Here is a 26979-nt window from a genome sequence, read left to right as displayed (position 1 = left end):
AGGCGCAACAGCCTTCCATGTGGGACCGGGCGAAGCTCGGGAAGGCCGCACCCGCAGTATCAGGCCCACCGCCCCAGATCGCGCCCACAGCATTATCAGACCGTTCCGGATTCTGCCCCCTGCCCCACATCTGGTAAGGTTCCCACCTGTCCAATATACCCAGCCAAGGAACCGCCCATGCCGGCCAATCCCTCTATTACCCCAGGTTTCATGGTGGTTCACGGCAACCGTCTCGATGAACTGCGCAGCCTGGTGGTCAGTTGGATGCGGCGCTACCCTCTGGCCCCCTTGGAAAACGAGATCGCCCTGGTGCAGAGCAACGGTATCGCCCAGTGGCTGAAGTTGGCCCTGGCTGAGGATACCCTCGAAGACGACCTGGGCGGCTGCGGTATCGCCGCCGCCATCGATGTGCAACTGCCCGGCAGTTTCATGTGGCAGCTGTATCGAGGGGTGCTGGGCAAGGACGAAATTCCCCAGACTTCTTTGCTCGACAAGGCCCCGTTGACCTGGCGCCTGATGCGCCTGCTGCCGCAACTGATCGACCAGCCCCATTTCGAGCCCCTGCAGCGCTTCCTGACGGACGACAACGACCTGCGCAAACGCTATCAGTTGGCCGAACGCCTGGCCGACCTGTACGACCAGTATCAGGTGTACCGCGCCGACTGGCTTGAAGACTGGGCCGCCGGCCGTCATCAGTTGCGCAACGTCAGGGGCGAAGCCAAAGCGCTTCCCGAAGCCAATTGCTGGCAAGCCGAGTTGTGGCGCGCGCTGCTGCACGACGTTGGCGAACAAGGCATGGCCCAAAGCCGCGCCGGCGTGCACCAACGCTTCATCGAACGCATCAACAGCCTGGAAGCTGCACCGGCGGGGGTGCCCAACCGTGTCATCGTTTTCGGCATCTCTTCACTGCCTGCCCAGGCGCTGGAGGCTCTGGCCGGGCTGGCACGGTTCAGCCAGGTGCTGCTGTGCGTGCACAACCCCTGTCGCCACCACTGGTCTGACATCGTCGCCGACAAGGATCTGCTGCGTCATCAATACAAGCGCCAGGCCCGAAAGCAGGGAATGCCTGCTGTCATCGACGCCGAGGCTCTGCATCAGCATGCACACCCGTTGCTCGCCGCCTGGGGCAAGCAAGGTCGTGACTACATCAACCTGCTCGATAGTTATGATGACCCTAGCAGCTACCGCGCGGCGTTTCGCGAAGGGCGCATCGACCTGTTCAGTGAGAGTGAGCCGCACACCCTGCTGGCCCAGTTGCAGGACGACATCCTCGAGTTGCGTCCATTGGCGGAAACGCGCGGCACCTGGCCTGCGGTCAACCCCGCCAAGGACCGCTCCGTTCGCTTCCATGTGGCTCACAGTGCCCAGCGTGAAGTGGAGATCCTCCACGACCAATTGCTGGCTCGCTTCAGTGCCGACCCGCACCTTCGGCCTCGTGACGTTATTGTCATGGTCCCCGACGTTGACAGCTATGCGCCGCATATTCGCGCCGTGTTTGGTCAGCTCGATCGCAACGACCCGCGCTTCATACCCTTTACCCTCACGGACCAGAACCAACGGGGTCGAGACCCGCTGCTGATCGCCATCGAGCACCTGCTCAAGTTGCCTGACAGCCGCTTTGCGGTCAGCGAGATCCTCGACCTGCTGGACGTTCCCGCTCTGCGCGCTCGCTTCGGCGTGCAGGAGGCTGACCTTCCTACGCTGCACCGCTGGATTGAAGGCGCGGGTATTCGCTGGGGCCTCAACGCTGCGCAGCGTGCCGGGCTGGGACTGCCCGAGCGACTGGAGCAGAACAGCTGGCGGTTCGGCTTGCGGCGCATGCTGCTAGGCTACGCCGTCGGCGGTGGGCAGGGGTATGGCGGCATCGAGCCATATGACGAAATCGGCGGGCTGGATGCTGCCCTCATCGGGCCCCTGGTGGGCCTGCTCGACGCGCTCGAAGTGGCTCATCAGGTACTGTCGCAACCTGCGCAACCCCAGGAGTGGGGGGCACGGCTACAGGGCCTGACCCAGGTATTCTTCCAGGCCAGCAACGAGCACGACGACTACTTGCTGGTACAACTCGAAGAACTGCGCGAGCAATGGCTGCAGACGTGCGAGTCGGTAGGGCTCAATGACCAACTGCCATTGACGGTGGTGCGCGAAGCCTGGCTGGCCGGGCTTGACCAGGGCAAGCTGTCCCAGCGCTTCCTGGCCGGTGCGGTGAATTTCTGCACGCTCATGCCCATGCGCGCCATTCCGTTCAAGGTCGTGTGCCTGCTGGGCATGAACGATGGCGATTACCCGCGCGCGCAACCACCGCTGGATTTCGACCTCATGGGCAGTGACTATCGCCCGGGTGACCGCTCGCGCCGCGAAGATGACCGCTACCTGCTGCTGGAGGCTTTATTGTCGGCGCGAGAGCAGCTGTACATCAGTTGGGTCGGCCGCAGTATCCGGGACAACAGCGAGCGCCCGGCGTCGGTGCTGATCGGCCAACTGCGCGACCATCTGGCCAGTGGCTGGCAGCTTTACGGCGCCGCGGAAGGTGCGTCGCTCAACCCTGGCGAGCAGCTGGTGCACAGTCTTACCCTGGAGCACCCCTTGCAGCCGTTCAGCAGCCGTTATTTCCATGAAGGCAGTGGCCTGTTCAGTTTTGCCTCCGAATGGCGGGTGCTGCACGCGGAACAGCAACCGTTACCCCAGGACGATCTGCTACCGAGCCACGAGCAGGATGAGCCCCTGGCACTCACGCAATTGCAGGACTTCCTGCGCAACCCCGTACGGCACTTCTTCAGTCAGCGGTTGAAAGTGTTCTTTGAAACTGCCGAGGCCCCCCTGGCCGACGAAGAACCTTTCGTGCTGGACGCGCTCGAGCGTTACACCCTCAGTGATCAGTTGCTGACCACCGCGATGGCCGTGACCGATGACGTCGATGGTGCCCTTCACGGGCAGGCCTTGCGCATGCAAGGCAGCGGGCTGCTGCCCATGGCCGGTTTTGGCGAATGCCTTCAGCAGGAGCTGATAGAACCCTTGCCCGACCTGTTGCAGCGCTACCAGCAGTTGCTGGTGCTCTGGCCTACCCCGGTCATCGCCGCCAGGCCTGTCAACTTCGAATACCAGGGCTTGCGCCTGGATGGCTGGGTCAGCGGCCTGCACCAACGCGCCGACGGCAACCTGTTGAGTGTCACCGCCATTGCCAATGCCATTGGTGGCGCCCGTTCGCGCAAATGGCACCGTCTGACCCGTGCCTGGGTCAATCACCTGGCCGCCTGTGCCGTAGGGCTGCCCCTGACCACCGCAGTGGTGGCCAGCGACGATACGCTGGTGCTCGCCAAGCTTGCTCCGGAGCAGGCCCGGGAAGTGCTGGGCCACCTGTTGCTGGCGTGGCAACAAGGCATGCGCCGGCCACTGCCGGTCGCCGTGAAAACCGCGTTCGCCTGGCTGCTGGCTCAAGGCGACCCGGTCAAGGCCGAGGCCGCGGCGCGTAAAGCCTATGAAGGCGATGGCATCACCACCGATGGGGAGCGCCGCGAAAGCGTGGCCCTGGCTCGCCAATTTCCCGATTTCAATACGTTGGTCGACAGCGAAGAGTTCGAAGGTTGGTGCGATGCTCTCTATCGCCCGATGTTCGAAGCTGGCTGGCGTTCAATCGATGCCGACGAGGCCCGCTCATGAACGACCATCGCGAGGTGCCCCTGGCACTGGCATTCCCCCTGCGCGGCAGCCAACTGATCGAAGCCAGCGCGGGCACCGGCAAGACCTTCACCATTTCGGCGCTGTACCTGCGCCTGGTGCTGGGCCATGGCGGGGAAAGCGCCGGCTTTGGCCGTGAACTGCTGCCGCCGCAGATTCTGGTAGTGACCTTTACCGACGCCGCCACCAAGGAGTTGCGCGAACGTATCCGTACGCGCCTGGCTGAAGCCGCGCGGTTTTTCCGCGATGAAATGCCCAGCCCAGATGACCTGATCAGCCAACTGCGCGGTCAGTTTTCCGAGCAACACTGGGCCGCCTGTGCCAACCGGCTGGATATCGCCGCACAGTGGATGGACGAGGCCGCGGTATCAACCATCCATAGTTGGTGCCAGCGCATGTTGAGGGAGCATGCCTTCGACAGCGGCAGCCTGTTCACCCAGACCCTGGAAACCGACCATAGCGACCTGCTCGGCGAAGTGGTGCGCGATTACTGGCGGCGCTTCTGCTATGTCATGGAAGGTGAAACCCTGGCCTGGGTGCGCGGCCATTGGGGCAGCCCGGCTTCGTTGCTCCCTCGTGTGCGAGCCCTGTTCGGCAGCCCGCGGCGTGGTGATGGCCAGCAGGAACCCGCCGAACTCATTGCGGCGGCGCTGGCCGAGCGCAAACAGGCGTTGCAGCAGCTCAAGGCCCCATGGGCCCAATGGGCGCTAGAGTTGCGCGCCATCTGCCTGGAAGCCGTGGCGGCCAAGGCCGTGGACGGGCGCAAGATGCAGGCCCGCTATTTCGAGCCCTGGTTCGACAAGCTCGGTGCCTGGGCCAGTGATGAAAACCTGGTCGAACTCGACATCGGTACTGGCTTTACCCGCCTGACCCCCGACGGCATGGCAGAGGCCTGGAAAGGCGACCCGCCACGCCACCCGGCCCTGGAGGCGATGCAGGGCCTGGTTGAAGCCTTGGGCAGCCTGCCCACCCCGGATGCCGCGGTACTGGAGCATGCGGCTCGCTGGGTGGGCGCGCGCTTCGAGGAGGAGAAGCGCCGTCGCGCTGAAATGGGTTTTGACGACATGCTGCTGCGCCTGGACGCCGCGTTGCAAGGGCCGGGCGGTGAGCACCTGGCCGGGCTGATCCGCGAGCAGTTTCCGGTGGCGTTGATCGACGAGTTCCAGGACACCGACCCGGTGCAGTACCGGATTTTCGAGAGCATCTACCACATCGAGGCCAACCAGCCCGACAGCGGCCTGTTCCTGATCGGTGACCCCAAGCAGGCCATCTACGCCTTCCGGGGCGCTGACATCTTCACTTACCTGCGCGCACGTCAGGCCACTACCGGCCGCCTGCACACCCTGGGCACGAACTTCCGTTCAAGCCACGCCATGGTCGAGGCGGTGAACCATGTGTTCAAGGTGGGGGAGCAGCGCGAACGGGGGCGTGGAGCCTTCCTGTTCCGCCAGGGCGACGACAACCCCGTGCCGTTTCTGCCGGTGCTGGCCCAGGGCCGCAAGGAGAGCCTGAGCGTCGACGGCCAGGTGCCGGCGGCGCTCAACCTGTGGCAACTGCAGACTGAAGCACCTGTGTCCGGTGCGGTTTATCGTCAGCAGCTATCAGCGGTGTGCGCCAGCGCCATCGTCGACTTGCTCAACGGCGGCCAGCAAGGACGCGCGGGCTTCACCAGGGCCGGTGACCCGATGCGCCCGGTGATGCCCGCCGACATCGCCATTCTGGTCCGTGACGGCAAGGAAGCCCAGGCAGTGCGCGGCGAACTGGCCGCCCGCGGCGTGCGCAGTGTCTACCTGTCCGACAAGGACTCCGTGTTCGCCGCTCAGGAAGCCCACGACCTGCTCAGCTGGCTCAAGGCTTGCGCCGAACCGGACGCCGAGCGCCCACTGCGGGGCGCGCTGGCCACTACCACCCTCAACCTGCCGCTGGCCGCCCTGGCGCAATTGAACCAGGACGAACTGGCCTGGGAACAGCGGGTCATGCAATTCCGCAGCTACCGCGCCTTGTGGCGCACCCAGGGCGTATTGCCCATGCTGCGCCGCTTGCTGCATGACTTCCGCCTGCCCCAGAGCCTCATGCAGCGCAGCGATGGCGAGCGGGTGCTGACCAACCTGCTGCATTTGTCCGAACTGCTGCAACAGGCCGCCGGTGAGCTGGACGGGGAGCAGGCGCTGATCCGTCATCTATCCGAACACCTGGCCACTTCCGGGCAGGCCGGGGAAGAGCAGATCCTGCGCCTGGAAAGCGATGAGCAACTGGTCAAGGTGGTCACCATCCACAAGTCCAAGGGCCTGGAATACCCACTGGTGTTCCTGCCCTTCATCTGTTCGGCGAAACCGGTGGATGGCAAGCGGCTGCCGCTGTCCTTCCATGACGAGCAGGGCCAGGTACACATGACCCTCAGCCCTACGGCCCAGCAGGTGGCCCAAGCGGATGACGAACGCCTGGCCGAGGACCTGCGCCTTCTCTATGTGGCCCTGACCCGGGCCCAGCACGCGTGCTGGCTGGGCGTCGCCGACCTCAAGCGGGGCAATACCAAGGAGTCGGTGCTGCACCGATCGGCACTGGGTTACCTGCTGGGCGGCGGTCAACCACTCGGCGAGTCCCAGGCGCTGGCCGCGTGGCTGCGTGACCTTCAGGCGGGCTGTGCAGCCATTCACGCACAACCCATGCCGCAAGCGGATGCATTGCACTATGTGCCGCCACGCAACGAAGCTAACCTGCTGCCGGCCAAAGTGCCGAAGCGTCGAGCCGCGGAAAACTGGTGGATCGCCTCCTATAGCGCGCTGCGTATCAGTGCCACCATCACGCCCGGCAATGCCCAGGCCCCGGAAAGCCCGCAGGCCCAGAAGCTGTTCGACGACGAGCGCCTGGACCCTGCCGCCCCCCGCGAAGTCCAGGCTACGAGTGGCGACATCCACCGTTTCCCCCGTGGCCCCAACCCCGGCACATTCCTGCACGGGCTGCTGGAGTGGGCCGGGCGCGAAGGGTTCGGCACCGTCGCCGCCCAGCCGCAACTGCTGGCCGACATGGTGGCGCGACGGTGCAACCTGCGCGGTTGGACAGGCTGGATCGCGACCCTGGATACCTGGCTGCAACACCTTCTGCAGACCTCGCTGAACCTGGCCGACGATGTACCCCAGGTACGCCTCGCCGACCTGCAGCAGTACCAGATCGAAATGGAATTCTGGTTCGCAAGCAACCGGGTCGACGTCACCCAGCTCGACAACCTGGTGCGCGAATACACCCACGGCGGCGCTGCTCGCGCGCCCGCCGAAGGGGCCGTGCTCAATGGCATGTTCAAAGGTTTCATAGACCTGACATTCGAGCACCAGGGGCGGTACTACGTCACCGACTACAAATCCAATTGGTTGGGCGCTGACGAAAGCGCCTACACCGAGGCGGCCATGACCCAGGCCATTCTTGACCACCGCTATGACCTGCAATATGTGCTTTACCTGTTGGCGCTGCATCGCCAGCTAAAGGCACGCCTGCCCGAATACGATTACGACCAGCATGTGGGCGGCGCGGTGTTCGTCTTCCTGCGCGGCGTGCACGCGCCCAGCCAGGGCCTGGCGTTTGCTCGTCCACCCCGGGTGCTGATCGAGCGTCTGGACGAGCTGTTCCGCGGCGTCGTCCGTCAACCCGAACCCATGGGCGACCTGTTCGAAGGAGAACCGGCATGAGCCGCACATTTGCCGACCTGCTGCCCACTGCGCTGGAAGCGCGAACCCTGATTGATCTGGCGCCCCTGCGGCGCGTCGATGATCTGCTCGCCCTGCTCGACCGTTGGGCCGAGCGTGGCTGGCTGCGGGCGCTGGACAAGGCTTTCGTGGCCTTTCTGGCCGAGCGCGACCCGGGTACCGACCCCCTGGTGCTGCTGGCGGCGGCGTTGACCAGCCACCAGTTGGGCCACGGGCATGTCTGCCTCGACCTTGCGCAGACACTGGAAGAGCCGGATTTCGCCCTGTCACTGCCACCCGAAGGGGATGCCTTGGCAGGCCCCCTGCTGCTGCCTTCGCAACTGCTCAAGGACTTGCACGCCGACGCCTGGCGCGCCACCCTGGCGGCTAGCAGCCTCGTGGCCATGGCTGCCGATGACAGTGGTGAGCGCCCACTGGTGCTTGCCGGCCAGCGCCTGTACCTGCGCCGCTACTGGGCGTACGAGCGGCGTATCGATGTTGCCCTGCGCCAGCGTCTGGCCGAACAGGAGGCCACGCCTTCGGATCTGCGCGCGCGGCTCGAGCAGTTGTTCGGCGCCCCGGCGGGCGGGCGTATCGACTGGCAGAAGCTGGCGTGTGCCTTGGCCACCCGCAGTGCGTTCAGCATCGTCACTGGTGGCCCAGGCACGGGCAAGACCACCACGGTGGTGCGCCTGCTGGCATTGCTGCAGGCCCCGGCCGTGAAAGCGGGCGCGCCTTTGCGCATTCGTCTGGCGGCGCCTACCGGCAAGGCCGCGGCGCGCCTGACCGAGTCCATCAGTGCCCAGGTCAAGCAGCTCGAAGTCGATGCCAACGTGCGGGACAAGATTCCTACGGAAGTCACCACGGTGCACCGCCTGCTGGGCAGCCGGCCCGGCACCCGGCATTTTCGCCACAATGCCGCCAACCCCTTGCCCCTCGATGTGCTGGTGGTAGACGAAGCATCGATGATCGACCTGGAGATGATGGCCAACCTGCTCGGCGCGATGCCCGCACACGCGCGCCTGGTCCTGTTGGGTGACAAGGACCAGTTGGCTTCGGTGGAGGCGGGGGCTGTGCTGGGCGACCTGTGCCGGGATGCCGAACAGGGCTGCTACAGCCCGCAGACGCTCGGCTGGCTAGAGCAGGTCAGCGGCGAGCCGCTGGCGGGCAGTGGCCTGCGGGTGGGCAGCGCCGAGGACAACCCGTTGGCGCAACAAGTGGTCATGCTGCGCCACTCGCGTCGGTTTGGCGAAGGCAGCGGCATCGGCCAGCTGGCTTTGCGGGTCAACCGCCAGGAGGCCGAGCAGGCGCGTCAGTTATTGGCTGGCGAGGACTATCAGGACATTTTCTACCTGTCGAACAACGACAGGCTTAACACCCTGTTGCTCAAGGGGCATAGCGGCAGAGGGCCCGAAGGCTACACGCATTACCTGAAGGTACTGCAGTCCCGCCGCCCTGCGCCACGAACCGCCCTGGACAGCCCCGAGTGGTCGCGCTGGGCCAATGAGGTGCTGCAAGCGTTCGAGTCCTTCCAGCTGCTATGTGCGGTGCGCAAGGGGCCATGGGGGGTCGATGGGCTGAACCAGCGTGCCACCCAGGCCCTGACGTCGGCGCGGCTGATCGACGGCGACCAGCCCTGGTACGAAGGCCGTCCGGTGCTGATGACACGCAACGACTATGGCCTGGGCCTGATGAACGGTGACATCGGTATTGCCCTGCGCTTGCCCGAGGGAGGCGATGTCGACCGCCAGGTGCTGCGGGTGGCATTCCCGCGCAACGACGGCCAGGGTGGCGTGCGCTTCGTGTTGCCCAGCCGTCTCAATGACGTGGAAACCGTGTTCGCCATGACCGTGCACAAATCCCAGGGCTCGGAATTCGCCCATACCGCCTTGATCCTGCCTGACGCTTTGAACCCGGTACTGACCAAGGAATTGATCTACACCGGCATCACCCGTGCCAAGCACTGGTTCACCTTGATCGAGCCCCGCAAGGGCGTCTTCGAGGAGGCCGTGCGCCGCAAAGTCAAACGCCTCAGCGGCCTGATGCTGGAGTAGCCCTGGCCGCCGCCAGCTCGGGAAGCAGGCGCTGCGGTGTACCAGGCCTGACGCGGCGCCGCGGCTGTCCCAGCGCTTCATGAGTTGCTCGCCAACCGCGTCGGCGTTTCCTCCACCATCCCCATGAAGCGCCGTACCCGCTCGGCGTCCGGGCTGTGGCGGATATCTTCAGGCGTTGCATCCAGTTGCACGATACCGTTCTCCATGAACACCACCCGATCGGAAATGGACAAGGCAAAATCCATCTCATGGGTGACGATCACCATGGTCATCCCTTCCTTGGCCAGGTCGGCAATCACTTTGAGCACATCCCCTACCAGCTCCGGGTCCAGGGCCGAGGTGGGTTCGTCAAACAGCATTACCTGCGGCTCCATGGCCAGTGCCCGGGCAATCGCCACCCGTTGCTGTTGCCCACCGGAAAGCTGGTGCGGGTATTTGCTGGCATGGGCCAGCAACCCGACCTTGTCCAGCAGCACGAATGCCTGCTGGCGAGTGACCGGCTTTTCGCCCCCGTGGTAGAGCGGTGCCAGCGTGATGTTTTGCACCAGGTTCAAGTGCGGGAACAGGTTGAAGTTCTGGAACACCATGCCAATGTGCCGCACGCCCCGGCGCATCTGGGGGTTGTTGGGGCTGTCGCCGGCGTGGATGAAGCTTTCGCCGAACAACACGATCTCGCCCTGGTCGATGCTCTCCAGACCGTTGATGGTACGAATCAGCGAGGTCTTGCCCGAGCCAGACGGGCCGATGATCGACACCACCTGGCCGCAGGTAATGTTCAGGTCGATACCCTGGAGCACCCGATGGTCGCCGTAGCGCTTGTGGATGTTCTGCAACTGCAAGGCTGGGGCTGTGCCTGGCGGCAAAGGCTGGCGAGACGATGCCGGGCGCAGGGCCAGGCTTTGCCGCAGTTGCGCCAGCGGGTTGGCGGCCAGGGTCTGTGGCGTGCGCTGGTTCAGGTCCAGGTAACGTTCCAGGCGTTGCAACAGCCAGCCGAACACGCTGACGATCAGCACGTAATACACCGCCACCGCCGCCAGGGTTTCCATTACCAGGAAATTCTGTGCGTAAAGGCGCTGGCCCACGGTCAGCAGCTCGGTCAGGGAAATCACCGAAATCAGCGAGGTGAGCTTCACCACGGTGATGTATTCGTTGATCAGGGTGGGCAGTGAAATACGGAAGGCCTGGGGTATGACGATCAACCGTTGCAGGCCCAGGGCGCCGATGCCCAGGGCGCGGCCGGCCTCCTTCTGACCTTTGTGTACAGAGATCAGACCGCCACGGTGAATCTCGGCCATGTAGGCCGCTTCCGTGACAACCAAGGCGAACAACCCGGAATAGAAGGGGTCGGACAGCACGCCGCCGGTGACCGGAAACAGTTGCGGCAGGTTGTAGACGAACACCACCAGTACCAGCAGCGGAATACTGCGAAAGAACCAGATATAGACCCCCGCAGGCACGCTGAGCCAGCGTTGACTGGAGAGCTTGGCACTGGCCAGGCCGAAGCCCAGCAGCATGCCGATGGCCCAGGCCAGCGCACTGAGCTCGACCACGGTGATGCAGGCCTCCCAAAACGCGGGCATGGAAAACAGCGAGATAAAGTAAGACCAATCGAATTGCATGGGCACCTCCCGCAGCCGGCCCGGGGGGCCGGCTGGCTCCAGGGTCAGTTGGAGGCTTCTTCCAGGTTGTACTTCTTCAGGATCGCCGCGTATTCACCCGATTGCTTGCTTTGGGCCACGGCCTTGAGCAGCGCCTGGTAGGTCTCCTCATTGCCCTTTTTCACATAGATGCCCAGGGTTTGCGGGTAAACCAGATTCTGCGAGGTCACCACCACGCGGCCCTTGGTCTTCTCGGCGATCATGTGTGCGGCACCGGCGATTTCCACCTGGGCCTGGATGTTCTTCGACAGCAGCGCCTGGGTGACTTCGGGCGCCGAGGGGTATTCGCTCACGGCGATAGCACCTTTGTTGTTCGGGATGCAGTAGTCGGTAGACAGCTTCTGGAACTGCGCCACCCAGGTGGTGCCCTGTTCCAGTCCGATCTTCAGGCCGCACAGGTCCTCCGGCGCGCCGGGCTTGAGCGCGCTACCGGCCGGTACCATGATTGCCGCGCCCGTGCGGGCGTAAGGAATGGTCATGGCCTGGGCCTGGCGTTCAGGGGTGATGTACATGCCGGAAATGATCGCGTCATAGTGCCCGGCATTCAGGCCCAGAATCAGGTTGGGAAACTTGGTGTCGACGAATTCGGCCTTGGCATCCAACTGTTTGGCCAGGGCATGGGCCAGCTCCGGGTCGGAACCCACCACGTTCTTGTCATTGTCGTAGGACTCGAATGGCGGGTAAGTGATTTCCATGCCCACCTTCAGTTGGCCAGGGGTAGCGGTGGTCGAAGCCAGGGCGGCGCCGGCGCTCATCAGGCAGGCGGCCAGCAGGGACAGGCGAGTGGGGTTGAACATGTGTGCGCTCCAGGGGGGGAAGTATGGGCCGACGACAGCGTCAGGACGGCTGAACCTGTTTTTTCAGATGACCGAAACTCGAAGGCTTGCGAGCCTTGGCAGGTAGCTGCAATTCTCCGTTTTCCACGCGCTTGCGCAGGTACTGATAGGTCTGCAGCGCCTGGCTGTACATGTGCTCGCCGATGGCGATCTCCTCGTAATCCATGGCTCCCTTGGCGAAGCTGGGCAGGGGCTTGATCTGGGTGTGGTAATCGCAGGCGTAGAACAGTGGGAAGGAATAGCGCTCCTGGCTGACCTTGCGTACCCGGTGGGCAGTGGCCACGAACGTGCCGGCGGTCATTACTTCCAGCATGTCGCCGATGTTGACCACAAAAGCATCGGGAACGGGCGGGGCGTCGATCCATTCCCCCAGATCGTTCATCACCTCAAGGCCCGGTTGGTCAGCCTGCAAGATGGTGAAGCACTCGTAGTCGGTGTGAGCACCAATACCCGGTGCGTCCACGGCGTCGGCGTCGAACGGGTAATGAATCAGGCGCAGTTTCGACGGCGGGCGGGTCACCAGCGGGTCGAAATAGCCTTCCTGCAAGCCCAGGGCCAGGGCGAAGCCGTCGAACAGCTTGCGCCCCAGTGCGAACACCGCAGCGTAGTAGGCCTGCACTGACGCCTTGAACCCAGGCACCTCGGGCCAATGATTGGGACCCAGCAGTGGCGTGTTGGCCACCACTAGTGGGTCGTTGGCGGGCACCTCGAAGCCCACGTCGAACGCCTCCTTGTGGTCAGGCTTGCCCTTGGAATACACCTCTTCGCCCTCCGGGACGAAACCCTTGTGGGTGTCCGATGCGCCGATGTAGTGCTTCATTTTTGCGGCCAGCGGCTGAGCGAAATAGTCGCGCGCGGCCTGGCGCAGGTTGTTGATCAGTTCGGGGGCGATGCCGTGGCCGGTGATGTACAGGAAGCCGACCTCGCTGGCGGCCCGGCCCAATTGTTCTGCCACCGCCAGGCGGTGTTCCAGTTCGATGCTGAACAGCCCGGCGATGTCCACCACCGGAATGCTCTTGAAGTTGGCCTTGGGCTCGGTATTGTTCATCAGGGTTCCTCAGCTGTGGGCGCCACGGAAACGCTCGAAGTGGGCGCGCTCGGTGCGGGCCATCCACACGTTGAGCGACCACAGGTCGGCGACCGGAACATTGGTGAAAGGCAAATGGTGCAGGTACCCGTCGGCGCCGAACTCGGGTGTCAGGGTGCTGACCGGGTAACCGCGCTGGCGCTGGGCCTGCCACACGGCTTCCCAGTGCTTCTGGTGAAAGGCCAGCTCGCAGGCGTATTCCGGCGCGCCAGGGTGGGGCACTTGCGGCCCCTGGTCGTAGCCGACCCGCGCCTGGATATGGTGTACCCGCTCGATGAAAGCGCTCAGGTCGTCAGCCGGGTCGTCCAGCAGGCGCTCGCAGGTCACCACCCAGTGGCTGATGTCGCTGGTGAAGCGAAGCTCTGGCAACTGGCGGATCAGTTCCAGGGTGACCCAAGGGTTGAACAGCGAGCGCGAGCGGTGTGTTTCGAAGCTCAGGAACTGGCCGTGCTTGTGGCCCAGCTCCAGAGCCCGGCCAAAGAAGTCGACCTGCTGCGCCAACGGCCAGCGGTCATTGCCGGCCAGCACGTTGATAAAGCGCGGCGTCAGCTCGCCGGCCCAGGCCAGCTTGCTGTCCAGGTCGTTCAAATGTTCGGCGGGCAGGGCTGACTGTTGGGGCAGTACGTCGTAGGCAGTGAAAAGAGTACAAATGTAACTCAGCGAGTTGGCGTGCAGAAACGCGGCGAACTCGCTGCGCTCGCGAGCCACCAGGGGCAGCCGCGCTTCCATGCCGTCGAAGCCGGCGGCCTGCAGTTCTTCCAGGGCCTGAGCCTTGCTCGCGGTGTAACCCCACAGGGTGCGGAATATTTCCAGCTTCATTGATGCTCCTCATGCTACTCACAGCACCCCGGCGGCATGGGCCGGGGCGTCATTGGTGTGGGCAGTAGCAAAAGGGCACTCGGGTGGCCGGTTCTCTGGTGGAACCGGTCCGGTTTGATGGGTTGATCTTAGGCAGCTGGCAACGGTGGAAAGAATAGGAAAGCTTAAATCGATAGTTCAGGATTTCCACAACCAATAGCCGGCTACTGAAGCCACGACGTCACCAGGGGCCTTTGAAATCCGCGGACGCGATCCGGGCGGTGAAGCGGGCGTCATGCCCCGCGCGGTCGCTCAAGTAGGGGAAGCCGTCTTCGACCAATCGGCGCACCCTGCCGCCCTCAGTGCTGACCAGGGTGAGATTGTCCACCTGCGCGCCCGCCTCGGGGCGTGATGCCCCCAGCCCGTTGATCTCCCAGAGTGGAGCGTTGAAGGGGTTCAACTGATACAGCGCCAGGTAACCGTTACGGCTCTTGTCCAACGTATAGAACTGGAAGGGATTGTTATGAGCCTGCTCCTGAAAGACGCGCAGGTTGTAGCGATAGCTTGGCAGGTCCGAGCTGCTGGCAATGCGGTGGCAGGCGAACCAGAAATGCAAGCCAACCAACCTGCCGGCCACCTCATCAAGGCCCAGCGCCACGCGCTTTTTGCCTGAATAGCTATCGCCTGAGCTGCAATAGATCCAGCCATTGTCCAGCGCCGAGGGGGCCTGATCGAGGTAGGTGGCGCTAAGGCCGTGCAACTCGGGTTGGCCGTTGGGCAGGGTCCAGTGCAGTGAGGCATAGAAACTGAGCTCGGGGATGAAGTCTGCAGGCATGGGGAACATTCCTTGTTCGTGTGTGGGAGCTGCTAACCTAGCGCGACCGCGGGGTGGGCAGGCGCTAACTAAGTACGGCGCCAGGCGAGGCGTTATTCGGCGAAGCGGAGTTCCACCGTCTCGCCCATCAGGTAAGGCTTGTTGAGCTCCGTCACCTCCCTGATGTAATCCCACAACAGGTTGATCCGCTTGAGCTTGCGCAGGTCCTCCCGGCAATACATCCAGAATTGCCGCGTCACACTGATTTCCCCCGCCAGCACCGGCAACAGATCGTGGGCCTGGGCCGCCAGAAAGCACGGCAGTATCGCCATGCCCCGGCCCTGGCGTGCCGCTACGTATTGGGCGATGACGCTGGTGCTGCGCAGGTTGGCACTGGCGTTGGGCAGCAGGTTGGCCAGGTACAGCAGCTCGGAGCTGAACGCCAGGTCATCGACATAACTGATGAAGCGCTGGCCTGCCAGGTCGCGGCTGTGGCGGATCGGGGGGTGGCGGTCCAGGTAGTCCTGCGTGGCATACAGTTGCAGGCGGTAGTCGCACAACTTGCAGCACACATAGGGACCGTGCTCCGGGCGCTCCAGGGCGATGACGATATCGGCCTCGCGCTTGGACAGGCTGATGAAGTGCGGCAGTGGCAATATATCGACGCTGATGGCCGGATAGCTGTCGATGAAGTGACTTAGTTGCGGGGTGATGAAGAAGCTGCCGAATCCCTCGGTGCAGCCCATGCGTATATGCCCCGAAAGCGCCACGCCAGAGCCCGAGACCTGTTCACAGGCCATGTGCAGGGTGCTCTCGATGGACTCCGCGTAGCCCAACAGGCGCTGTCCTTCAGCCGTGAGAATGAAGCCGCTTGTGCGCGACTTCTCGAACAGCAGGGTGCCCAGCGCCGCTTCCAGCGATGTGATGCGCCGTGACACCGTGGTGTAGTCCACGCCCAGGCGTTTGGCGGCGTTGCTGGCCTTGCGGGTACGCGCCACTTCCAGGAAGAACTTCAGGTCATCCCAGTTCAGGGAGCCCAGGGAGGTGAGGTTTTTTTGCATGTTGGACCGGCTTTTATCTGCGTTCTTGTTGGATGTTTGCACATCTATACTCCAGGAAAGAGCCATCACGCCATGCACAAAAACAATTACGCGGAGGTCTTGATGAACGTTTCGGTAAATACCGCTATCCAGCCAGTCAAGTTGCTGATCGACGGCCAGTGGGTACAGTCCCAGGCCGGCGAATGGCGGGACATCGTCAACCCGGCTACCCAGCAGGTACTGGCCAGGGTGCCGTTTGCCACGCGGGAGGAGGTGGACGCTGCCGTTGCCGCAGCGCAAGCGGCCTATGTCAGTTGGCGCAATACCCCGGTGGGTGCGCGCATGCGCATCATGCTCAAGTTTCAGGCGCTGATTCGCGAACACTCCAAACGTATCGCCCAGACCCTCAGCGCAGAACAGGGCAAGACCATCGCCGATGCCGAGGGCGATATTTTCCGGGGGTTGGAAGTGGTGGAACACGCCTGTTCCATTGGCAGCCTGCAGATGGGTGAGTTTGTCGAAAACGTTGCCGGCGGTGTTGACACCTACACCCTGCGCCAGCCCATCGGCGTGTGCGCGGGCATCACCCCTTTCAATTTTCCAGCGATGATCCCGCTGTGGATGTTCCCCATGGCCATCGTCTGCGGTAACACCTTCGTGCTCAAGCCCTCCGAGCAAGACCCGCTGTCCACCGTGCAACTGGTGGAGCTGGCGCTGGAAGCCGGTATTCCCAAGGGCGTGCTCAACGTCGTGCACGGCGGCAAGGACGTGGTGGACGCGCTGTGCACCCATGCCGACATCAAAGCCATTTCCTTCGTCGGGTCCACGGCGGTGGGCACCCATGTCTACAACCTGGCGGGCCAGCACGGCAAGCGTGTACAGGCCATGATGGGCGCGAAGAACCACGCCGTGGTACTGCCTGACGCCAACCGTGAGCAGACGCTCAATGCGCTGGTAGGGGCGGCGTTCGGGGCCGCTGGCCAGCGCTGCATGGCCACGTCGGTGGCGGTATTGGTCGGCGCGGCAAAACAGTGGCTGCCGGAGCTCAAGAGCTTGGCGCAGAAACTCAAGGTCAATGCCGGCAGCGAGCCAGGCACCGACGTTGGGCCACTGATTTCACGGCAGGCCCGGCAACGGGTGTTGAGCCTGATCGAAAGCGGCGTGAAAGAAGGCGCGACCCTGGAGCTGGACGGCCGCGACGTGCAGGTACCGGGTTTCGAGGAAGGCAATTTCGTCGGCCCCACCCTGTTTTCCGGGGTGACCACCGATATGCTGATCTACACCCAGGAAATCTTCGGCCCAGTGCTGGTGGTGCTTACCGTCGAGACCCTCGACGATGCCATCGCCCTGGTCAACCGCAACCCCTTCGGTAATGGCACGGGCCTGTTCACCCAGAGCGGTGCGGCAGCACGCAAGTTTCAAAGCGAGATCGATGTCGGCCAGGTGGGCATCAACATCCCGATTCCCGTGCCGGTGCCGTTCTTCAGTTTTACCGGTTCGCGTGGCTCCAAGCTTGGCGACCTGGGCCCGTATGGCAAGCAGGTGGTGCAGTTCTACACCCAGACCAAGACGGTGACGGCCCGCTGGTTCGACGACGACAGCGTCAACGACGGCGTCAACACCACCATCAACCTGCGCTAGGAGCCTGCTCATGAATATCGCCTTCATTGGCCTGGGCAACATGGGTGCACCCATGGCCCGCAACCTGCTCAAAGCGGGGCATCACCTGTACCTGTTCGACCTGAACAAGGCCGTGCTGGCGGAACTGGCCGCCATGGGCGGCACCATCAGCACCTCGCCCAAGGACGCCGCGCAAGCGGGGGACCTGGTCATCACCATGCTGCCGGCGGCCGCCCATGTGCGCAGCGTCTATCTGAATGACGATGGCGTGCTGGCGGGGATTCGCGCCGGCACGCCGGCGGTGGATTGCAGCACCATCGACCCGCAGACGGCCCGCGATATCTCCACGGCGGCGGCGCAGCAGGGCGTGGACCTGGGCGATGCGCCGGTGTCCGGCGGCACCGGTGGCGCGGCGGCGGGCACGCTGACGTTCATGGTCGGTGCTTCGGCGGCGTTGTTCGACACCCTGCACCCGGTGCTGGCGCAAATGGGCCGCAACATCGTGCACTGTGGTGAAGTGGGCACGGGGCAGATCGCCAAGATCTGCAATAACCTGCTGCTGGGCATCTCGATGATCGGCGTATCGGAGGCCATGGCGCTGGGTGCAGCGCTGGGCATCGACACCGGCGTGCTGGCCGGGATCATCAACAGTTCTACCGGGCGTTGCTGGAGTTCGGACACCTACAACCCGTGGCCAGGCATCATCGACACCGCACCCGCGGCACGGGGGTACACCGGGGGCTTTGGCGCCGAACTGATGCTCAAGGACCTGGGCCTGGCCACCGAAGCGGCCCGCCAGGCTGGCCAGCCAGTGATCCTCGGCGCGGTGGCCCAGCAGTTGTATCAGGCCATGAGTTTGCGCGGGGAGGGCGGGCTGGACTTCTCGGCGATCGTGAAGGGCTATCAGAAGCCCAGGTAAGGTCCGGTATCAACCTCCGTAGGACCGGGCAAAGCTTGGGAAGCAGTCGACGCAGATCGCCTGGTACTGTGCCTCGTCTGCTTCCCGAGCTTCGCCCGGTCCACCGGGGTTCGGCCCTCCGTGTGGCAGGCTCAGGCAAACACGAAATATTTGCGCACGGTCTCCACCACTTCCCAGGTCCCTTGCATGCCAGGCTCGACAATGAAGATATCGCCCGCGCGCAGGTGCACCGGCTCCATGCCGTCCGGGGTGATGATGCAGTAGCCTTCCTGGAAGTGGCAGTACTCCCACTTCACGTAGTCCACCCGCCATTTGCCTGGGGTGCAGATCCAGGTGCCCATGATCTTGCTGCCGTCTTCACTGGTGTAGGCGTTGAGGTTGACGGTGTGCGGCTCACCTTCCAGCCGCTCCCACTTGCAGGCATCGAGCACGGGCAAAGGATGGGTGTCGCGCAGCACAACGAGCGGTTTGGACATGACAGACTCCGGCGATGGGTTAAGGAGCCCGCATGCTGAACGGCTGGCGCGTGGCATGAATGCCTGAGGTCGACATGCGAGTGCCCGCCAGCGCCGTGACAGTCAGGCTCGGGGCGCCAGGCAATCCACCAGCGCCCGGGCATGGCCAGGCAACGTGTCGAAGTCGGCGCTGCACAGCAACAACCGCCGCGCCGCCCAGGCTTCGCGCAGGGCCCGGCCGGAAAACCGCAGCGCGCCCTGGCAGCGACGTACCGCCGCTTGTGGCACGATACCCACGCCGGCGCCGGCAGCAACCATGCGCACCACGCCATCGAAGCCTTCGGCGCGGACCCGCACCTGCAGGCGTCGGCCGCAGCGCAGCGCCTGCTCCTCGACCAGAATACCCAGGGCGTTGGTCGCCGCCAGGGCGACATGGCCGTGGGCGAGGCTGTCGATGAAGGTGGCGTCGGGGTGCGCGGCCAGGGGGTGGTCGGAGGGCATGATCAGCATCAAGGGATCATCGCGAAACTGCCGGGTCTGCAGGCCATCCGTGTTCACCGCGTCGGAGATGATGCCCAGGGGAGCGGCACCCTGGCGCAAGGCCTGGGTAATGCGCAGGCTGGGCCATTCCTCGACATCCAGGTCGACACTGGGGTGGCGCTTGAGGAAGTCGCCCAGCAGTTCGGGCAGGTATTCGGTGAGGGCGGCGGTGTTGCACAGCAGCCGGATCTGGCCTTGCAGGCCCTGGGCATACTGGGCCATGTCGAACTGCAGGTGGTCTACCTGGCGCAGCACCCGTCGGCTATGTTCGCCCAGTGCCTGCCCGGCAGCGGTGGGCCGCACGCCGCGGCGGTTGCGCTCGAACAGGGCGATGCCCAGCGACGCCTCCAGGGCACGAATGCGCGCGCTGGCCGCGGCCAGGGACAGGTGGCTACGCTGGGCACCGGCGGTCATGTTGCCACTGTCCAGGGTATGCAGGAAAAGCCTCAGGTCGGTGAGGTCGAAGTGCATGTCAGGCTCCAGCCTCAATCCTTGCAAGAGGCTGAATCAGTATATGGCAGATTTTCAACCGCCTGGGCGCCGTGCACCATGACCGCATGAATACTTTGTTTTCGCTGTATCAGGAAATGGGCTGGGGCTTGTCACTGCTGGTGCTGGCGACCTTCCTGCTGGCCGGCACCGTCAAGGGGGTGATAGGCCTCGGGCTGCCTACCGTGTCGATGGGGCTGCTGGGGCTGGCTATGGCCCCGGCGCAGGCTGCGGCCTTGCTCATCGTGCCGTCAACGTTCACCAACCTCTGGCAATTGATGCTGGGCGGCCACCTGCGCAGGCTGCTCCTGCGCCTATGGCCGATGCTGCTGGCGATATTCGTCGGCACCGCCGCAGGCAGCCTGTGGCTGGGCATCGATGGCGGCCCTTGGGTGGTTCGGGCGTTGGGCGCGGCGCTGGTCCTGTACTGCCTGTGCGGCCTGTTCCTGCCGACCCTGCGGGTGCCGCGCAAGCATGAACCCTGGCTGGGACCGCTGTGCGGTGTGCTGACCGGTATTGTCACCGCTGCCACCGGGGTCTTCGTCATGCCGGCGGTGCCTTACCTTCAGGCCCTGGGCTTGAGCCGGGACGAACTGGTGCAGGCACTGGGCCTTTCCTTCACGGTCTCGACCGTGGCGCTGGCCCTGGGCTTGCTGTGGCACGGGCAATTGGGCAGTGGCGCACTGGGCGCCTCGTTGCTGATGCTGCTGCCGGCCCTGCTGGGCATGCAGTTGGGGCAGTGGCTGCGCCAGCGCATCAGCGCCGTGGTATTCAAGCGGGTGTTCTTCGTTGGCCTGGCGCTGCTGGGCGCACACTTGCTCATCAATGGCTGAGGGCTCGTAGCGCCTCCCTGGGTGGTAGCGGTCACGCCACCGCGCTGGACGGGCTGAGCATTTCCACGCGCTGGAATTCGAAATCCACTTCCAGGTATTCCATGCGCTGCTCGGCAAAGGCTGCCATGTGCGGCAGCGCCGAATGCACGTCCAGGTCCGCCTTGGTGGCCCAGATTTCGTAGAACAGGAACAGGGTGGGGTCGTTCAGGTCGCGCAGCATGTGGTACTCGATGCAGCCGGGTTCACCTCGGCTGGCCTGCACATGCCCGAGGAACAGTTGGTGGAAGGCGTCGGCCATGTGCGGCTTGGTCTTGGCCTTGACGATAAAACCATATTGCTCGGTCATGGGGTGTCTCCAGATAGGGTGACCTCCAGTCTACCGGCAATAATAAACCCGCATTCGTGCTTTCACGGCAAATGTATTTTGCCTTGGCCTGGCTTACTCCGCCCGCGTGAGGCCGGTAAAGTGCGCTCCATTCCTTTACCGAGACCTTTTCCATGAAAAAGATTCTGTTGCTCAATGGCGGCAAGCAGTTCGCCCATTCCGATGGCCGCTACAACGCCACCCTGCACGAAGCCGCCGTGGCTGTGCTCGACCATGCCGGGTTCGACCTGAAAACCACCTTCATCGATGGCGGCTACGACGTTGCTGAAGAAGTGCAGAAAATCCTCTGGGCCGACGTGATCATCTATCAGATGCCGGGCTGGTGGATGGGCGCGCCGTGGACCGTGAAGAAGTACATCGACGAAGTCTTCACCGAAGGCCACGGCAGCCTGTACGCCAACGACGGCCGCACCCGTTCCGATGCCTCGCAGAAGTACGGAAGCGGTGGCCTGGTGCATGACAAGCGCTACATGCTGTCGCTGACCTGGAATGCCCCACAGCAAGCGTTCGACGACCCTACCGACTTCTTCGAGGCCAAGGGCGTTGACGCCGTGTATTTCCCGTTCCACAAAGCCAACCAGTTCCTGGGCATGAGTGGCCTGCCGACGTTCCTGGCCGTGGACGTGATGAAGCGCCCGAACATCGAGGCCGACGTTGAGCGCTACAAGGCCCACTTGGCCCAGGTGCTGGGTTTCAACCTGTAAAAAGCCGGCCCACAGGGTAAAGTACATGACCAGTGTGGGCGCCGCCCTGTCGGCCAGCTTTTCAGGAAAAACCAGGTTGAAAGCCAGATCCGACGAACTCCAGGTATTCATCTCGGTCATCGAGTGCGGTTCCATCTCGGCGGCCGCCGAACAGGTTGGCCAGACGCCCTCGGCTATCAGCCGAACCCTGTCGCGGCTGGAAACAAAGCTCGATACCACCCTGATCAACCGCACCACCCGCCGCATGGATCTGACCGAAGAGGGCAAATATTTCTTCGAGCGCGCCAAGCAGATCCTGCAGCAAATGGAAGAGCTGGAAGAGCGCCTGGCCCTGCGTCAGCAAACCCCGTCCGGCCGCTTGCGGGTCAATGCCGCCGCGCCGTTCATGCTGCATGCCATCGTTCCCCACATAGGGGAGTTTCGCGCACGTTTCCCCGACATCAGCCTGGAGTTGAACACCGACGACCTGCTGATCGACCTGCTGGAGCAGAGCACGGACGTGGCCATCCGCATCGGTGTGCTGGCGGACTCCACCTTGCACGCTCGCCTGCTGGGCCGCAGCCCGTTGAATATCCTGGCCAGCCCCGATTACTTGCGCCGTCACGGAACGCCCCGGCATGTGGAGGCGCTCAGTGAGCACAGCCTGCTGGGGTTCACTCAACCCGACCACCTCAACCACTGGCCCCTGCGCCACGACGACGGTGACCGCTGGCCAGCCACCCCGAGCTTGTCCGCGTCCAGTGGTGAAACCCTGCGCCAGTTGGCGTTGGCTGGCGAAGGGATTACCTGCCTGTCCGATTTCATGACCCGCCATGACATCGAACAGGGCCGCCTGGTACCGCTGCTGGCTCAGGCCAACAGCGGCTACCGGCAGCCGATCCATGCGGTGTATTACCGCAACTCGCAGTTGGCTTTGCGCATCCAGTGTTTCCTGGACTTCATGCAGGAAAAGCTGGCTCACTACGCCCACGCCGATTCGTGACGGCCGGGCAAAAGTCAATTGGCTGTCACCGGCTGTTTCCGCACGGATAACCCCCCGATACTGGCTTTCGTCATTCATTGAACGGGAGCCTCACCATGAACCTATTTGTCACCGGCGCCGCCGGCTTTATCGGCGGTTCCATCGCCACCGGCCTGGTCAAGGCCGGCCATGCGGTCACTGGCCTCGTGCGCAGCGCTGAACAGGCAGAGCAATTGAAGGCCCTGGGAATCACGCCGGTGGTGGGGAGCCTCGATGACCGCGACGTGTTGATCGCCCAGGCCCAGGCCAGCGACGGGGTGATCAATGCTGCCAGCAGCGACCACCGTGGTGCCGTCGAAGCGCTGATCGAAGGCTTGCGCGGCTCCGGCAAACCCTTGCTGCACACCAGTGGGTCGAGCATTGTCGGTGACGCATCGGGCGGAAAGGGCAGTGAGGTGATCTATTACGAAGACCAATTGCCCGAACCGACGGTGGACAAAGCCGCGCGGGTGGCCATCGATAATCTGGTGCTGGCCGCCGCGCAGCAAGGCGTGCGTTCGACGGTGTTGTGCAACACCCTGATCTACGGCCACAGCCTGGGTGTGAACCGTGACAGCGTGCAGTTGCCGCGGCTACTCAAGCAGGCGCGCAAGAGCGGCGTCGTCCGTCATGTCGGCCCTGGCCAGAACATCTGGTCCAACGTGCACATCGAGGACGTCGTCGCCCTGTACCTGCTGGCACTGGAAAAAACGCCGGCAGGTACGTTCTACTTTGTCGAAAGCGGTGAGGCGGCCTTCATCGACATGACCCGCGCCATGGCCAAGGCCATGGGCCTGGGCGAGCCGCAGGACTGGCCGCTGGCCGAAGCGGAGAAGGAATGGGGCTACGAGATGGCCAACTATGGGCTGGGGTCCAACAGCCGAGTGCGGGGCAGACATGCCAGGGAGCTGCTGGGATGGACGCCAAAGCGCACGTCCGTGGAGGCCTGGATTCTCGACGAAATGCTCTGACGTCACCCGGAAAACGGCCGCGGCCAGCGGCCGATTTTTCCGATGTAGGGGTTGTATCCTTCGCCTTCATGGGCCTAACTGTTGCCTCGAACCAATAACAACAGTAAGGACACCCGATGCGTATTGTGTTGTTCAAGACCCTCGCCCTGAGTGCAGCCATCTTCGCCAGCACCCCGTCCTGGGCCGCGTTGCTGGACCATGGCGCGGTGGCGGCCCCCGACCAATACGGCGCCAAGGTAGCGGCGCAAATCCTCGAGAAAGGCGGTAACGCCGTCGACGCCGCCGTGGCCACGGCTTTCACCCTGGCGGTCACCTACCCGGAGGCGGGTAACCTGGGTGGCGGTGGTTTCATGACCCTCTACGTCAAGGGCAAACCCTATTTCCTCGACTACCGCGAGACTGCGCCCAAGGCCGCCAGCCGCGACATGTACCTGAACGAAAAAGGCGAAGTCATCGAAAACCTCAGCCTGGTAGGCGCCAAGGCCAGCGGCGTGCCCGGTACCGTGCTGGGGCTGTGGGAGGCGCACAAGCGCTTCGGCAAATTGCCTTGGGCCGAGTTGCTGACCCCGGCCATCGGCTACGCCAAGGAAGGCTTCACCGTCGCCGACAAACAGTTCCAGTACCGCCAGGACGCGCTGAAGCTGTTCAGCGGCAAGACCAACTTCAATGATTACTTCGGCACCATGAAGCCTGGCCAGACCTTCCGCCAGCCGGAGCTGGCGCAGACCCTGGAGCGCATCGCCGACCAGGGCGCCAAGGACTTCTACCAGGGCAAGACTGCCGAACTGCTGGTGGCGCAGATGCAGGCCGACAAGGGCCTGATCACCACGCAGGACCTGCAGGACTACAAGGTCAACTGGCGTGAGCCGCTGCACATCGATTGGCGCGGCAACATCATCTATACCGCGCCGCTGCCCAGCTCCGGTGGGATTGCCCTGGCGCAGCTGCTGGGCATCAAGGACATCCGCAAAAACGACTTCAAGGGCGTGCCCCTCAATTCCGCGCGCTATATCCACCTGCTGGCCGAAATCGAAAAACGCGTGTTCGCCGACCGTGCCAACTACCTGGGCGACCCGGATTTCAACGATGTGCCGGTGAACAAGCTGGTGGCCCCGGCGTACCTGCTCAAGCGTGCTGACGAGGTCAACCCCAGCGCTATCTCGGCGACCGATAACGTCAAGCCCGGCCTGGAAGCTCATCAGACCACGCACTTCTCCATCGTCGACCATGACGGCAATGCCGTGAGCAACACCTACACCCTGAACTGGGACTACGGCAGCGGCGTGGTGGTCAAGGGCGCGGGCTTCCTGCTCAACGACGAAATGGACGATTTCAGCGCCAAGCCGGGCGTCGCCAACTCCTTTGGCGTGGTGGGCGGTGACGCCAATGCCATCGAACCGGGCAAGCGCATGTTGTCTTCCATGAGCCCGACGCTGGTCACCCGTGACGGCCGGGTCACGATGGTGGTCGGTACGCCGGGCGGCTCGCGGATCTTCACCTCGATCTTCCAGGTGCTCAACAACGTCTACGACTATCAGTTGCCGTTGGCCAAGGCCGTTGCAGCCCAGCGCGTGCATCACCAGTTGTTGCCCAAGGACACCCTTTACTACGACAGCTTCGCGCCCCTGACCGGCCCGGTCGCCGACGAGCTCAAGGCCATGGGCTATACCCTGGAAGATCAGGGCTGGGAGATGGGCGACATCCAGGCCATCAAGGTCACCGGCAAGAAAGTCGAGACCGCCTCCGACCCACGCGGCCGTGGCGTCGGCTTGCTGGCCAAGTAGGCAGGGCTTTGCGCCGGGGCTGCGGCCCCGGCGGGAAGTTCATGAATTTCCCCTGGTACTAGCGGTAAGATGGCCCCTTTTCAGCCATTGGGCCGGGCAGTCAGCCGGCAAAACCAGGAATGCCCATGAAACGCGTCGCCCTTGCCGTAGCCCTCGCAGCCACCGCTGCCTGCGCCCACCAGCCCGCGCCCGCCCCTGCGCCTGCCGCCCCCGTGGCCAAGGCCCAGCCGACGCTCAAGGTGCCGGCACCGGTGGACAAGGGTAACCAGCTGATGTTCGACATGGTCAAGCGCACGCCGTTGAGCAACAGCGTGATGCGTGACGGCGACCAGTTGAGCTTCATGGTGCTGCGCGCCAAGGACGACACCTTGCGCCAGGACATCGCCATGCAACTGCAGGCTTCCTGCGTGGAGCCATCAGCCAGGCTGATGTACCTGGACGGCGGCAAGCGTTCCTACGTGAAAAGCCAGGACGGCCTGTACATGCCGGGTGTGCGCATGCGCAAGGACGTCGCTGAAGCCTTGCTGAAAAACCCCGATTTCGTCGACGCCTGCAACAACACCCCCAAGCCGGACTGGCGCGTGGTGCGCACCGCCGCCAACGGCCAACAGACCCTGATCGACCGCAACAGCCTCAAACCCCAAGGCGACAGCCTGCGTTTCTGGACCGCCTGGGACGAGCCGGTGACCACCTTCGACCTGCCGTACTACGCGCCGATGGCGCAGAAGCGTGAGTACGTGGCCGTGGACTGCAAGCAGCAGACCCTCAAGGTACTGTCCGGTTTTGACCTGGACGAGCGCAACCGCGTTACCGACGGCATCATCCATTTCGTGCCCCAGGCCGAACCGCTGGCCGGCGATGTGGATAACCGCGCCACCTACAAGGCCGTATGCGCCAGCCCCGAGGCGCTGGCGAAGCTGCCCGTGTTCAGCCCGCGCCTGAAAGCCCCCTTGGCCGGTCCATACCCTGGCGTGATGGCCTTGCCGCTGGCCGCTATCAAAGCGCTGAACATGCCGGCCCCGCACAAGGCGCTGAATTACCTGGCCGAAACGGGTACCGCCAACGGCCCCAACGGCCCGGTGCCGCTGGACGTCGAGACCTTCCTGCAACGCGATGCTGCCAGCGGGCAGTTGGCGGTACGCTCACGCAGCGACAGCTTCGACAGCAGCGAAATATCCTTTCGAGGCCTGTTCTCCTTGGCCAGCAAGACCACGTTCCATGGCCTGGACACGGTATTTGAAAGCAGCGCGGTCATCGATGCGCAGTTCCATGGCGACTGGCGTGCCATGCCCGTGGGCAGCACCCTGGGCCTGAACCTGGACACCAGCGCCGTCAGCGCCAGCACGGGTGCGGTCATCACCCGTACCAGCGTGCAGTGCACCATCAAGAGTGAAGGCAGCGCCAACAAGGTCAACCCGCACTTGAGCGGCCAGGCCAAACTGTTGCGCTGTACCGTGGACAGTGACAAACACCAGAGCGTCGACACCCTTTACTACCTGCAAGACTACGGTTACTTCTACCAGTCGGGCACCGACAAGAACGACCACTACTACAGCGAGCGTCAGCTGCGCACGGTGCATTAGTCTGTAGCGGCGACTACACCTGTGGCAGGTGGCAAGCCAGCTCCCACAGGTGCT

At 63.7% G+C, this 26979-nt stretch carries 20 protein-coding genes; 11 read left to right on the top strand and 9 right to left on the bottom strand.

All coding sequences use genetic code 11. From position 1 onward, the window contains the following. Window positions 1-177: 177 nt before the first annotated feature. Genes recC through recD form a run of 3 tightly spaced genes read left to right on the top strand, consistent with a single transcriptional unit; the run spans window position 178 to window position 9409 of the window. Window positions 178-3657, top strand: coding sequence for an exodeoxyribonuclease V subunit gamma (gene recC / locus QBK88_RS24930; RefSeq protein WP_277964113.1), 3480 nt, complete (start codon window positions 178-180; stop codon window positions 3655-3657). Beyond that, a complete protein-coding gene (gene recB / locus QBK88_RS24925; RefSeq protein WP_277964112.1) occupies window positions 3654-7358 on the top strand; it encodes an exodeoxyribonuclease V subunit beta in 3705 nt (1234 codons plus the stop codon). The genes recC and recB overlap by 4 nt, the downstream gene beginning before the upstream one ends. Continuing rightward, complete coding sequence (recD, locus tag QBK88_RS24920; protein ID WP_277964111.1) at window positions 7355-9409, top strand: exodeoxyribonuclease V subunit alpha; 2055 nt, start codon at window positions 7355-7357, stop codon at window positions 9407-9409. Before recB ends, recD begins: the two co-directional genes overlap by 4 nt. A gap of 77 nt (window positions 9410-9486) precedes the next feature. Here recD and QBK88_RS24915 read toward each other — a convergent pair whose 3' ends face one another. The 6 genes from QBK88_RS24915 to QBK88_RS24890 all read right to left on the bottom strand — a co-directional run bounded on the left by QBK88_RS24915 (window position 9487) and on the right by QBK88_RS24890 (window position 15663). Continuing rightward, window positions 9487-11028 (bottom strand): amino acid ABC transporter permease/ATP-binding protein, encoded by a 1542-nt coding sequence (locus tag QBK88_RS24915; RefSeq protein ID WP_277964110.1) that lies wholly within the window; start codon window positions 11026-11028, stop codon window positions 9487-9489. Window positions 11029-11072: 44 nt separating this feature from the next. Further along, a complete protein-coding gene (locus QBK88_RS24910) occupies window positions 11073-11864 on the bottom strand; it encodes an ABC transporter substrate-binding protein (protein ID WP_277964109.1) in 792 nt (263 codons plus the stop codon). Window positions 11865-11904: 40 nt separating this feature from the next. Continuing rightward, entirely contained in the window at window positions 11905-12951 is a 1047-nt protein-coding gene (locus QBK88_RS24905; RefSeq protein ID WP_277964108.1) for a 2-oxoglutarate and iron-dependent oxygenase domain-containing protein, read from the bottom strand. A 9-nt stretch (window positions 12952-12960) separates the two neighbouring features. Beyond that, the gene (locus QBK88_RS24900; RefSeq protein ID WP_277964107.1) at window positions 12961-13809 is read right to left on the bottom strand and encodes a TIM barrel protein; all 849 of its coding nucleotides are present in this window, start codon (window positions 13807-13809) and stop codon (window positions 12961-12963) included. A gap of 220 nt (window positions 13810-14029) precedes the next feature. Continuing rightward, a complete protein-coding gene (locus QBK88_RS24895) occupies window positions 14030-14623 on the bottom strand; it encodes a hypothetical protein (RefSeq protein ID WP_277964106.1) in 594 nt (197 codons plus the stop codon). Window positions 14624-14715: 92 nt separating this feature from the next. Then, complete coding sequence (locus QBK88_RS24890; RefSeq protein WP_277964105.1) at window positions 14716-15663, bottom strand: LysR family transcriptional regulator; 948 nt, start codon at window positions 15661-15663, stop codon at window positions 14716-14718. Window positions 15664-15765: 102 nt separating this feature from the next. Here QBK88_RS24890 and QBK88_RS24885 point away from each other — a divergent pair, with 102 nt between their 5' ends. Continuing rightward, window positions 15766-17283, top strand: a complete 1518-nt coding sequence (locus QBK88_RS24885; protein WP_277964104.1) for a CoA-acylating methylmalonate-semialdehyde dehydrogenase — start codon at window positions 15766-15768, stop codon at window positions 17281-17283. 10 nt (window positions 17284-17293) lie between these two features. Then, window positions 17294-18181: a 3-hydroxyisobutyrate dehydrogenase gene (mmsB, locus tag QBK88_RS24880; protein WP_277964103.1), complete on the top strand. Its 888-nt coding sequence runs from the start codon at window positions 17294-17296 to the stop codon at window positions 18179-18181. 131 nt (window positions 18182-18312) lie between these two features. Here the strand turns inward: mmsB and QBK88_RS24875 are convergent, their stop codons facing one another. Next, window positions 18313-18657, bottom strand: a complete 345-nt coding sequence (locus QBK88_RS24875; protein ID WP_277964102.1) for a cupin domain-containing protein — start codon at window positions 18655-18657, stop codon at window positions 18313-18315. Window positions 18658-18759: 102 nt separating this feature from the next. After that, on the bottom strand, window positions 18760-19647 hold the full coding sequence (locus QBK88_RS24870) for a LysR family transcriptional regulator (RefSeq protein ID WP_277964101.1): 888 nt from the start codon (window positions 19645-19647) through the stop codon (window positions 18760-18762). A gap of 86 nt (window positions 19648-19733) precedes the next feature. On the opposite strand from QBK88_RS24870, the gene QBK88_RS24865 reads away from it, so the two are divergent. Further along, entirely contained in the window at window positions 19734-20498 is a 765-nt protein-coding gene (locus tag QBK88_RS24865) for a sulfite exporter TauE/SafE family protein (protein WP_277964100.1), read from the top strand. A gap of 31 nt (window positions 20499-20529) precedes the next feature. Here QBK88_RS24865 and QBK88_RS24860 read toward each other — a convergent pair whose 3' ends face one another. Further along, window positions 20530-20844, bottom strand: a complete 315-nt coding sequence (locus QBK88_RS24860; protein WP_277964099.1) for a putative quinol monooxygenase — start codon at window positions 20842-20844, stop codon at window positions 20530-20532. 152 nt (window positions 20845-20996) lie between these two features. Between QBK88_RS24860 and QBK88_RS24855 the strand changes: the two genes are divergently transcribed. From QBK88_RS24855 to QBK88_RS24835, 5 genes are all read left to right on the top strand, one after another. After that, window positions 20997-21587 (top strand): NAD(P)H-dependent oxidoreductase, encoded by a 591-nt coding sequence (locus QBK88_RS24855; RefSeq protein WP_277964098.1) that lies wholly within the window; start codon window positions 20997-20999, stop codon window positions 21585-21587. 76 nt (window positions 21588-21663) lie between these two features. Continuing rightward, window positions 21664-22569, top strand: a complete 906-nt coding sequence (locus QBK88_RS24850) for a LysR family transcriptional regulator (RefSeq protein WP_277964097.1) — start codon at window positions 21664-21666, stop codon at window positions 22567-22569. A gap of 95 nt (window positions 22570-22664) precedes the next feature. Next, window positions 22665-23558, top strand: a complete 894-nt coding sequence (locus QBK88_RS24845; protein ID WP_277964096.1) for an NAD-dependent epimerase/dehydratase family protein — start codon at window positions 22665-22667, stop codon at window positions 23556-23558. Between the two features lie 116 nt (window positions 23559-23674). Next, window positions 23675-25342, top strand: a complete 1668-nt coding sequence (gene ggt, locus QBK88_RS24840; RefSeq protein WP_277964095.1) for a gamma-glutamyltransferase — start codon at window positions 23675-23677, stop codon at window positions 25340-25342. Between the two features lie 125 nt (window positions 25343-25467). Continuing rightward, the gene (locus QBK88_RS24835) at window positions 25468-26925 is read left to right on the top strand and encodes a hypothetical protein (RefSeq protein ID WP_277964094.1); all 1458 of its coding nucleotides are present in this window, start codon (window positions 25468-25470) and stop codon (window positions 26923-26925) included. Window positions 26926-26979: the final 54 nt, after the last annotated feature.

Origin of the sequence: Pseudomonas sp. RIT-To-2 (assembly GCF_029623465.1) — a bacterium.
GTDB lineage: Bacteria > Pseudomonadota > Gammaproteobacteria > Pseudomonadales > Pseudomonadaceae > Aquipseudomonas > Aquipseudomonas silvicola.
The sequence above is the reverse complement of the archived record's forward strand: the minus strand, read 5'-3'. Positions and strand labels throughout refer to the sequence as shown.

Excerpts from the sequence above, each read along its gene's own strand:
- QBK88_RS24875 (WP_277964102.1), bottom strand. The coding sequence starts at position 18,657 with ATGTCCAAACCGCTCGTTGTGCTGCGCGACACCCATCCTTTGCCCGTG.
- QBK88_RS24915 (WP_277964110.1), bottom strand. The coding sequence starts at position 11,028 with ATGCAATTCGATTGGTCTTACTTTATCTCGCTGTTTTCCATGCCCGCG.
- QBK88_RS24855 (WP_277964098.1), top strand. The coding sequence starts at position 20,997 with ATGAAAAAGATTCTGTTGCTCAATGGCGGCAAGCAGTTCGCCCATTCC.
- ggt (WP_277964095.1), top strand. The coding sequence starts at position 23,675 with ATGCGTATTGTGTTGTTCAAGACCCTCGCCCTGAGTGCAGCCATCTTC.
- QBK88_RS24870 (WP_277964101.1), bottom strand. The coding sequence starts at position 19,647 with ATGCACTTCGACCTCACCGACCTGAGGCTTTTCCTGCATACCCTGGAC.
- QBK88_RS24895 (WP_277964106.1), bottom strand. The coding sequence starts at position 14,623 with ATGCCTGCAGACTTCATCCCCGAGCTCAGTTTCTATGCCTCACTGCAC.
- QBK88_RS24845 (WP_277964096.1), top strand. The coding sequence starts at position 22,665 with ATGAACCTATTTGTCACCGGCGCCGCCGGCTTTATCGGCGGTTCCATC.
- QBK88_RS24835 (WP_277964094.1), top strand. The coding sequence starts at position 25,468 with ATGAAACGCGTCGCCCTTGCCGTAGCCCTCGCAGCCACCGCTGCCTGC.
- mmsB (WP_277964103.1), top strand. The coding sequence starts at position 17,294 with ATGAATATCGCCTTCATTGGCCTGGGCAACATGGGTGCACCCATGGCC.
- QBK88_RS24885 (WP_277964104.1), top strand. The coding sequence starts at position 15,766 with ATGAACGTTTCGGTAAATACCGCTATCCAGCCAGTCAAGTTGCTGATC.
- QBK88_RS24905 (WP_277964108.1), bottom strand. The coding sequence starts at position 12,951 with ATGAACAATACCGAGCCCAAGGCCAACTTCAAGAGCATTCCGGTGGTG.
- recB (WP_277964112.1), top strand. The coding sequence starts at position 3,654 with ATGAACGACCATCGCGAGGTGCCCCTGGCACTGGCATTCCCCCTGCGC.
- QBK88_RS24860 (WP_277964099.1), bottom strand. The coding sequence starts at position 20,844 with ATGACCGAGCAATATGGTTTTATCGTCAAGGCCAAGACCAAGCCGCAC.
- recC (WP_277964113.1), top strand. The coding sequence starts at position 178 with ATGCCGGCCAATCCCTCTATTACCCCAGGTTTCATGGTGGTTCACGGC.
- QBK88_RS24865 (WP_277964100.1), top strand. The coding sequence starts at position 19,734 with ATGAATACTTTGTTTTCGCTGTATCAGGAAATGGGCTGGGGCTTGTCA.
- QBK88_RS24900 (WP_277964107.1), bottom strand. The coding sequence starts at position 13,809 with ATGAAGCTGGAAATATTCCGCACCCTGTGGGGTTACACCGCGAGCAAG.
- recD (WP_277964111.1), top strand. The coding sequence starts at position 7,355 with ATGAGCCGCACATTTGCCGACCTGCTGCCCACTGCGCTGGAAGCGCGA.
- QBK88_RS24910 (WP_277964109.1), bottom strand. The coding sequence starts at position 11,864 with ATGTTCAACCCCACTCGCCTGTCCCTGCTGGCCGCCTGCCTGATGAGC.
- QBK88_RS24890 (WP_277964105.1), bottom strand. The coding sequence starts at position 15,663 with ATGCAAAAAAACCTCACCTCCCTGGGCTCCCTGAACTGGGATGACCTG.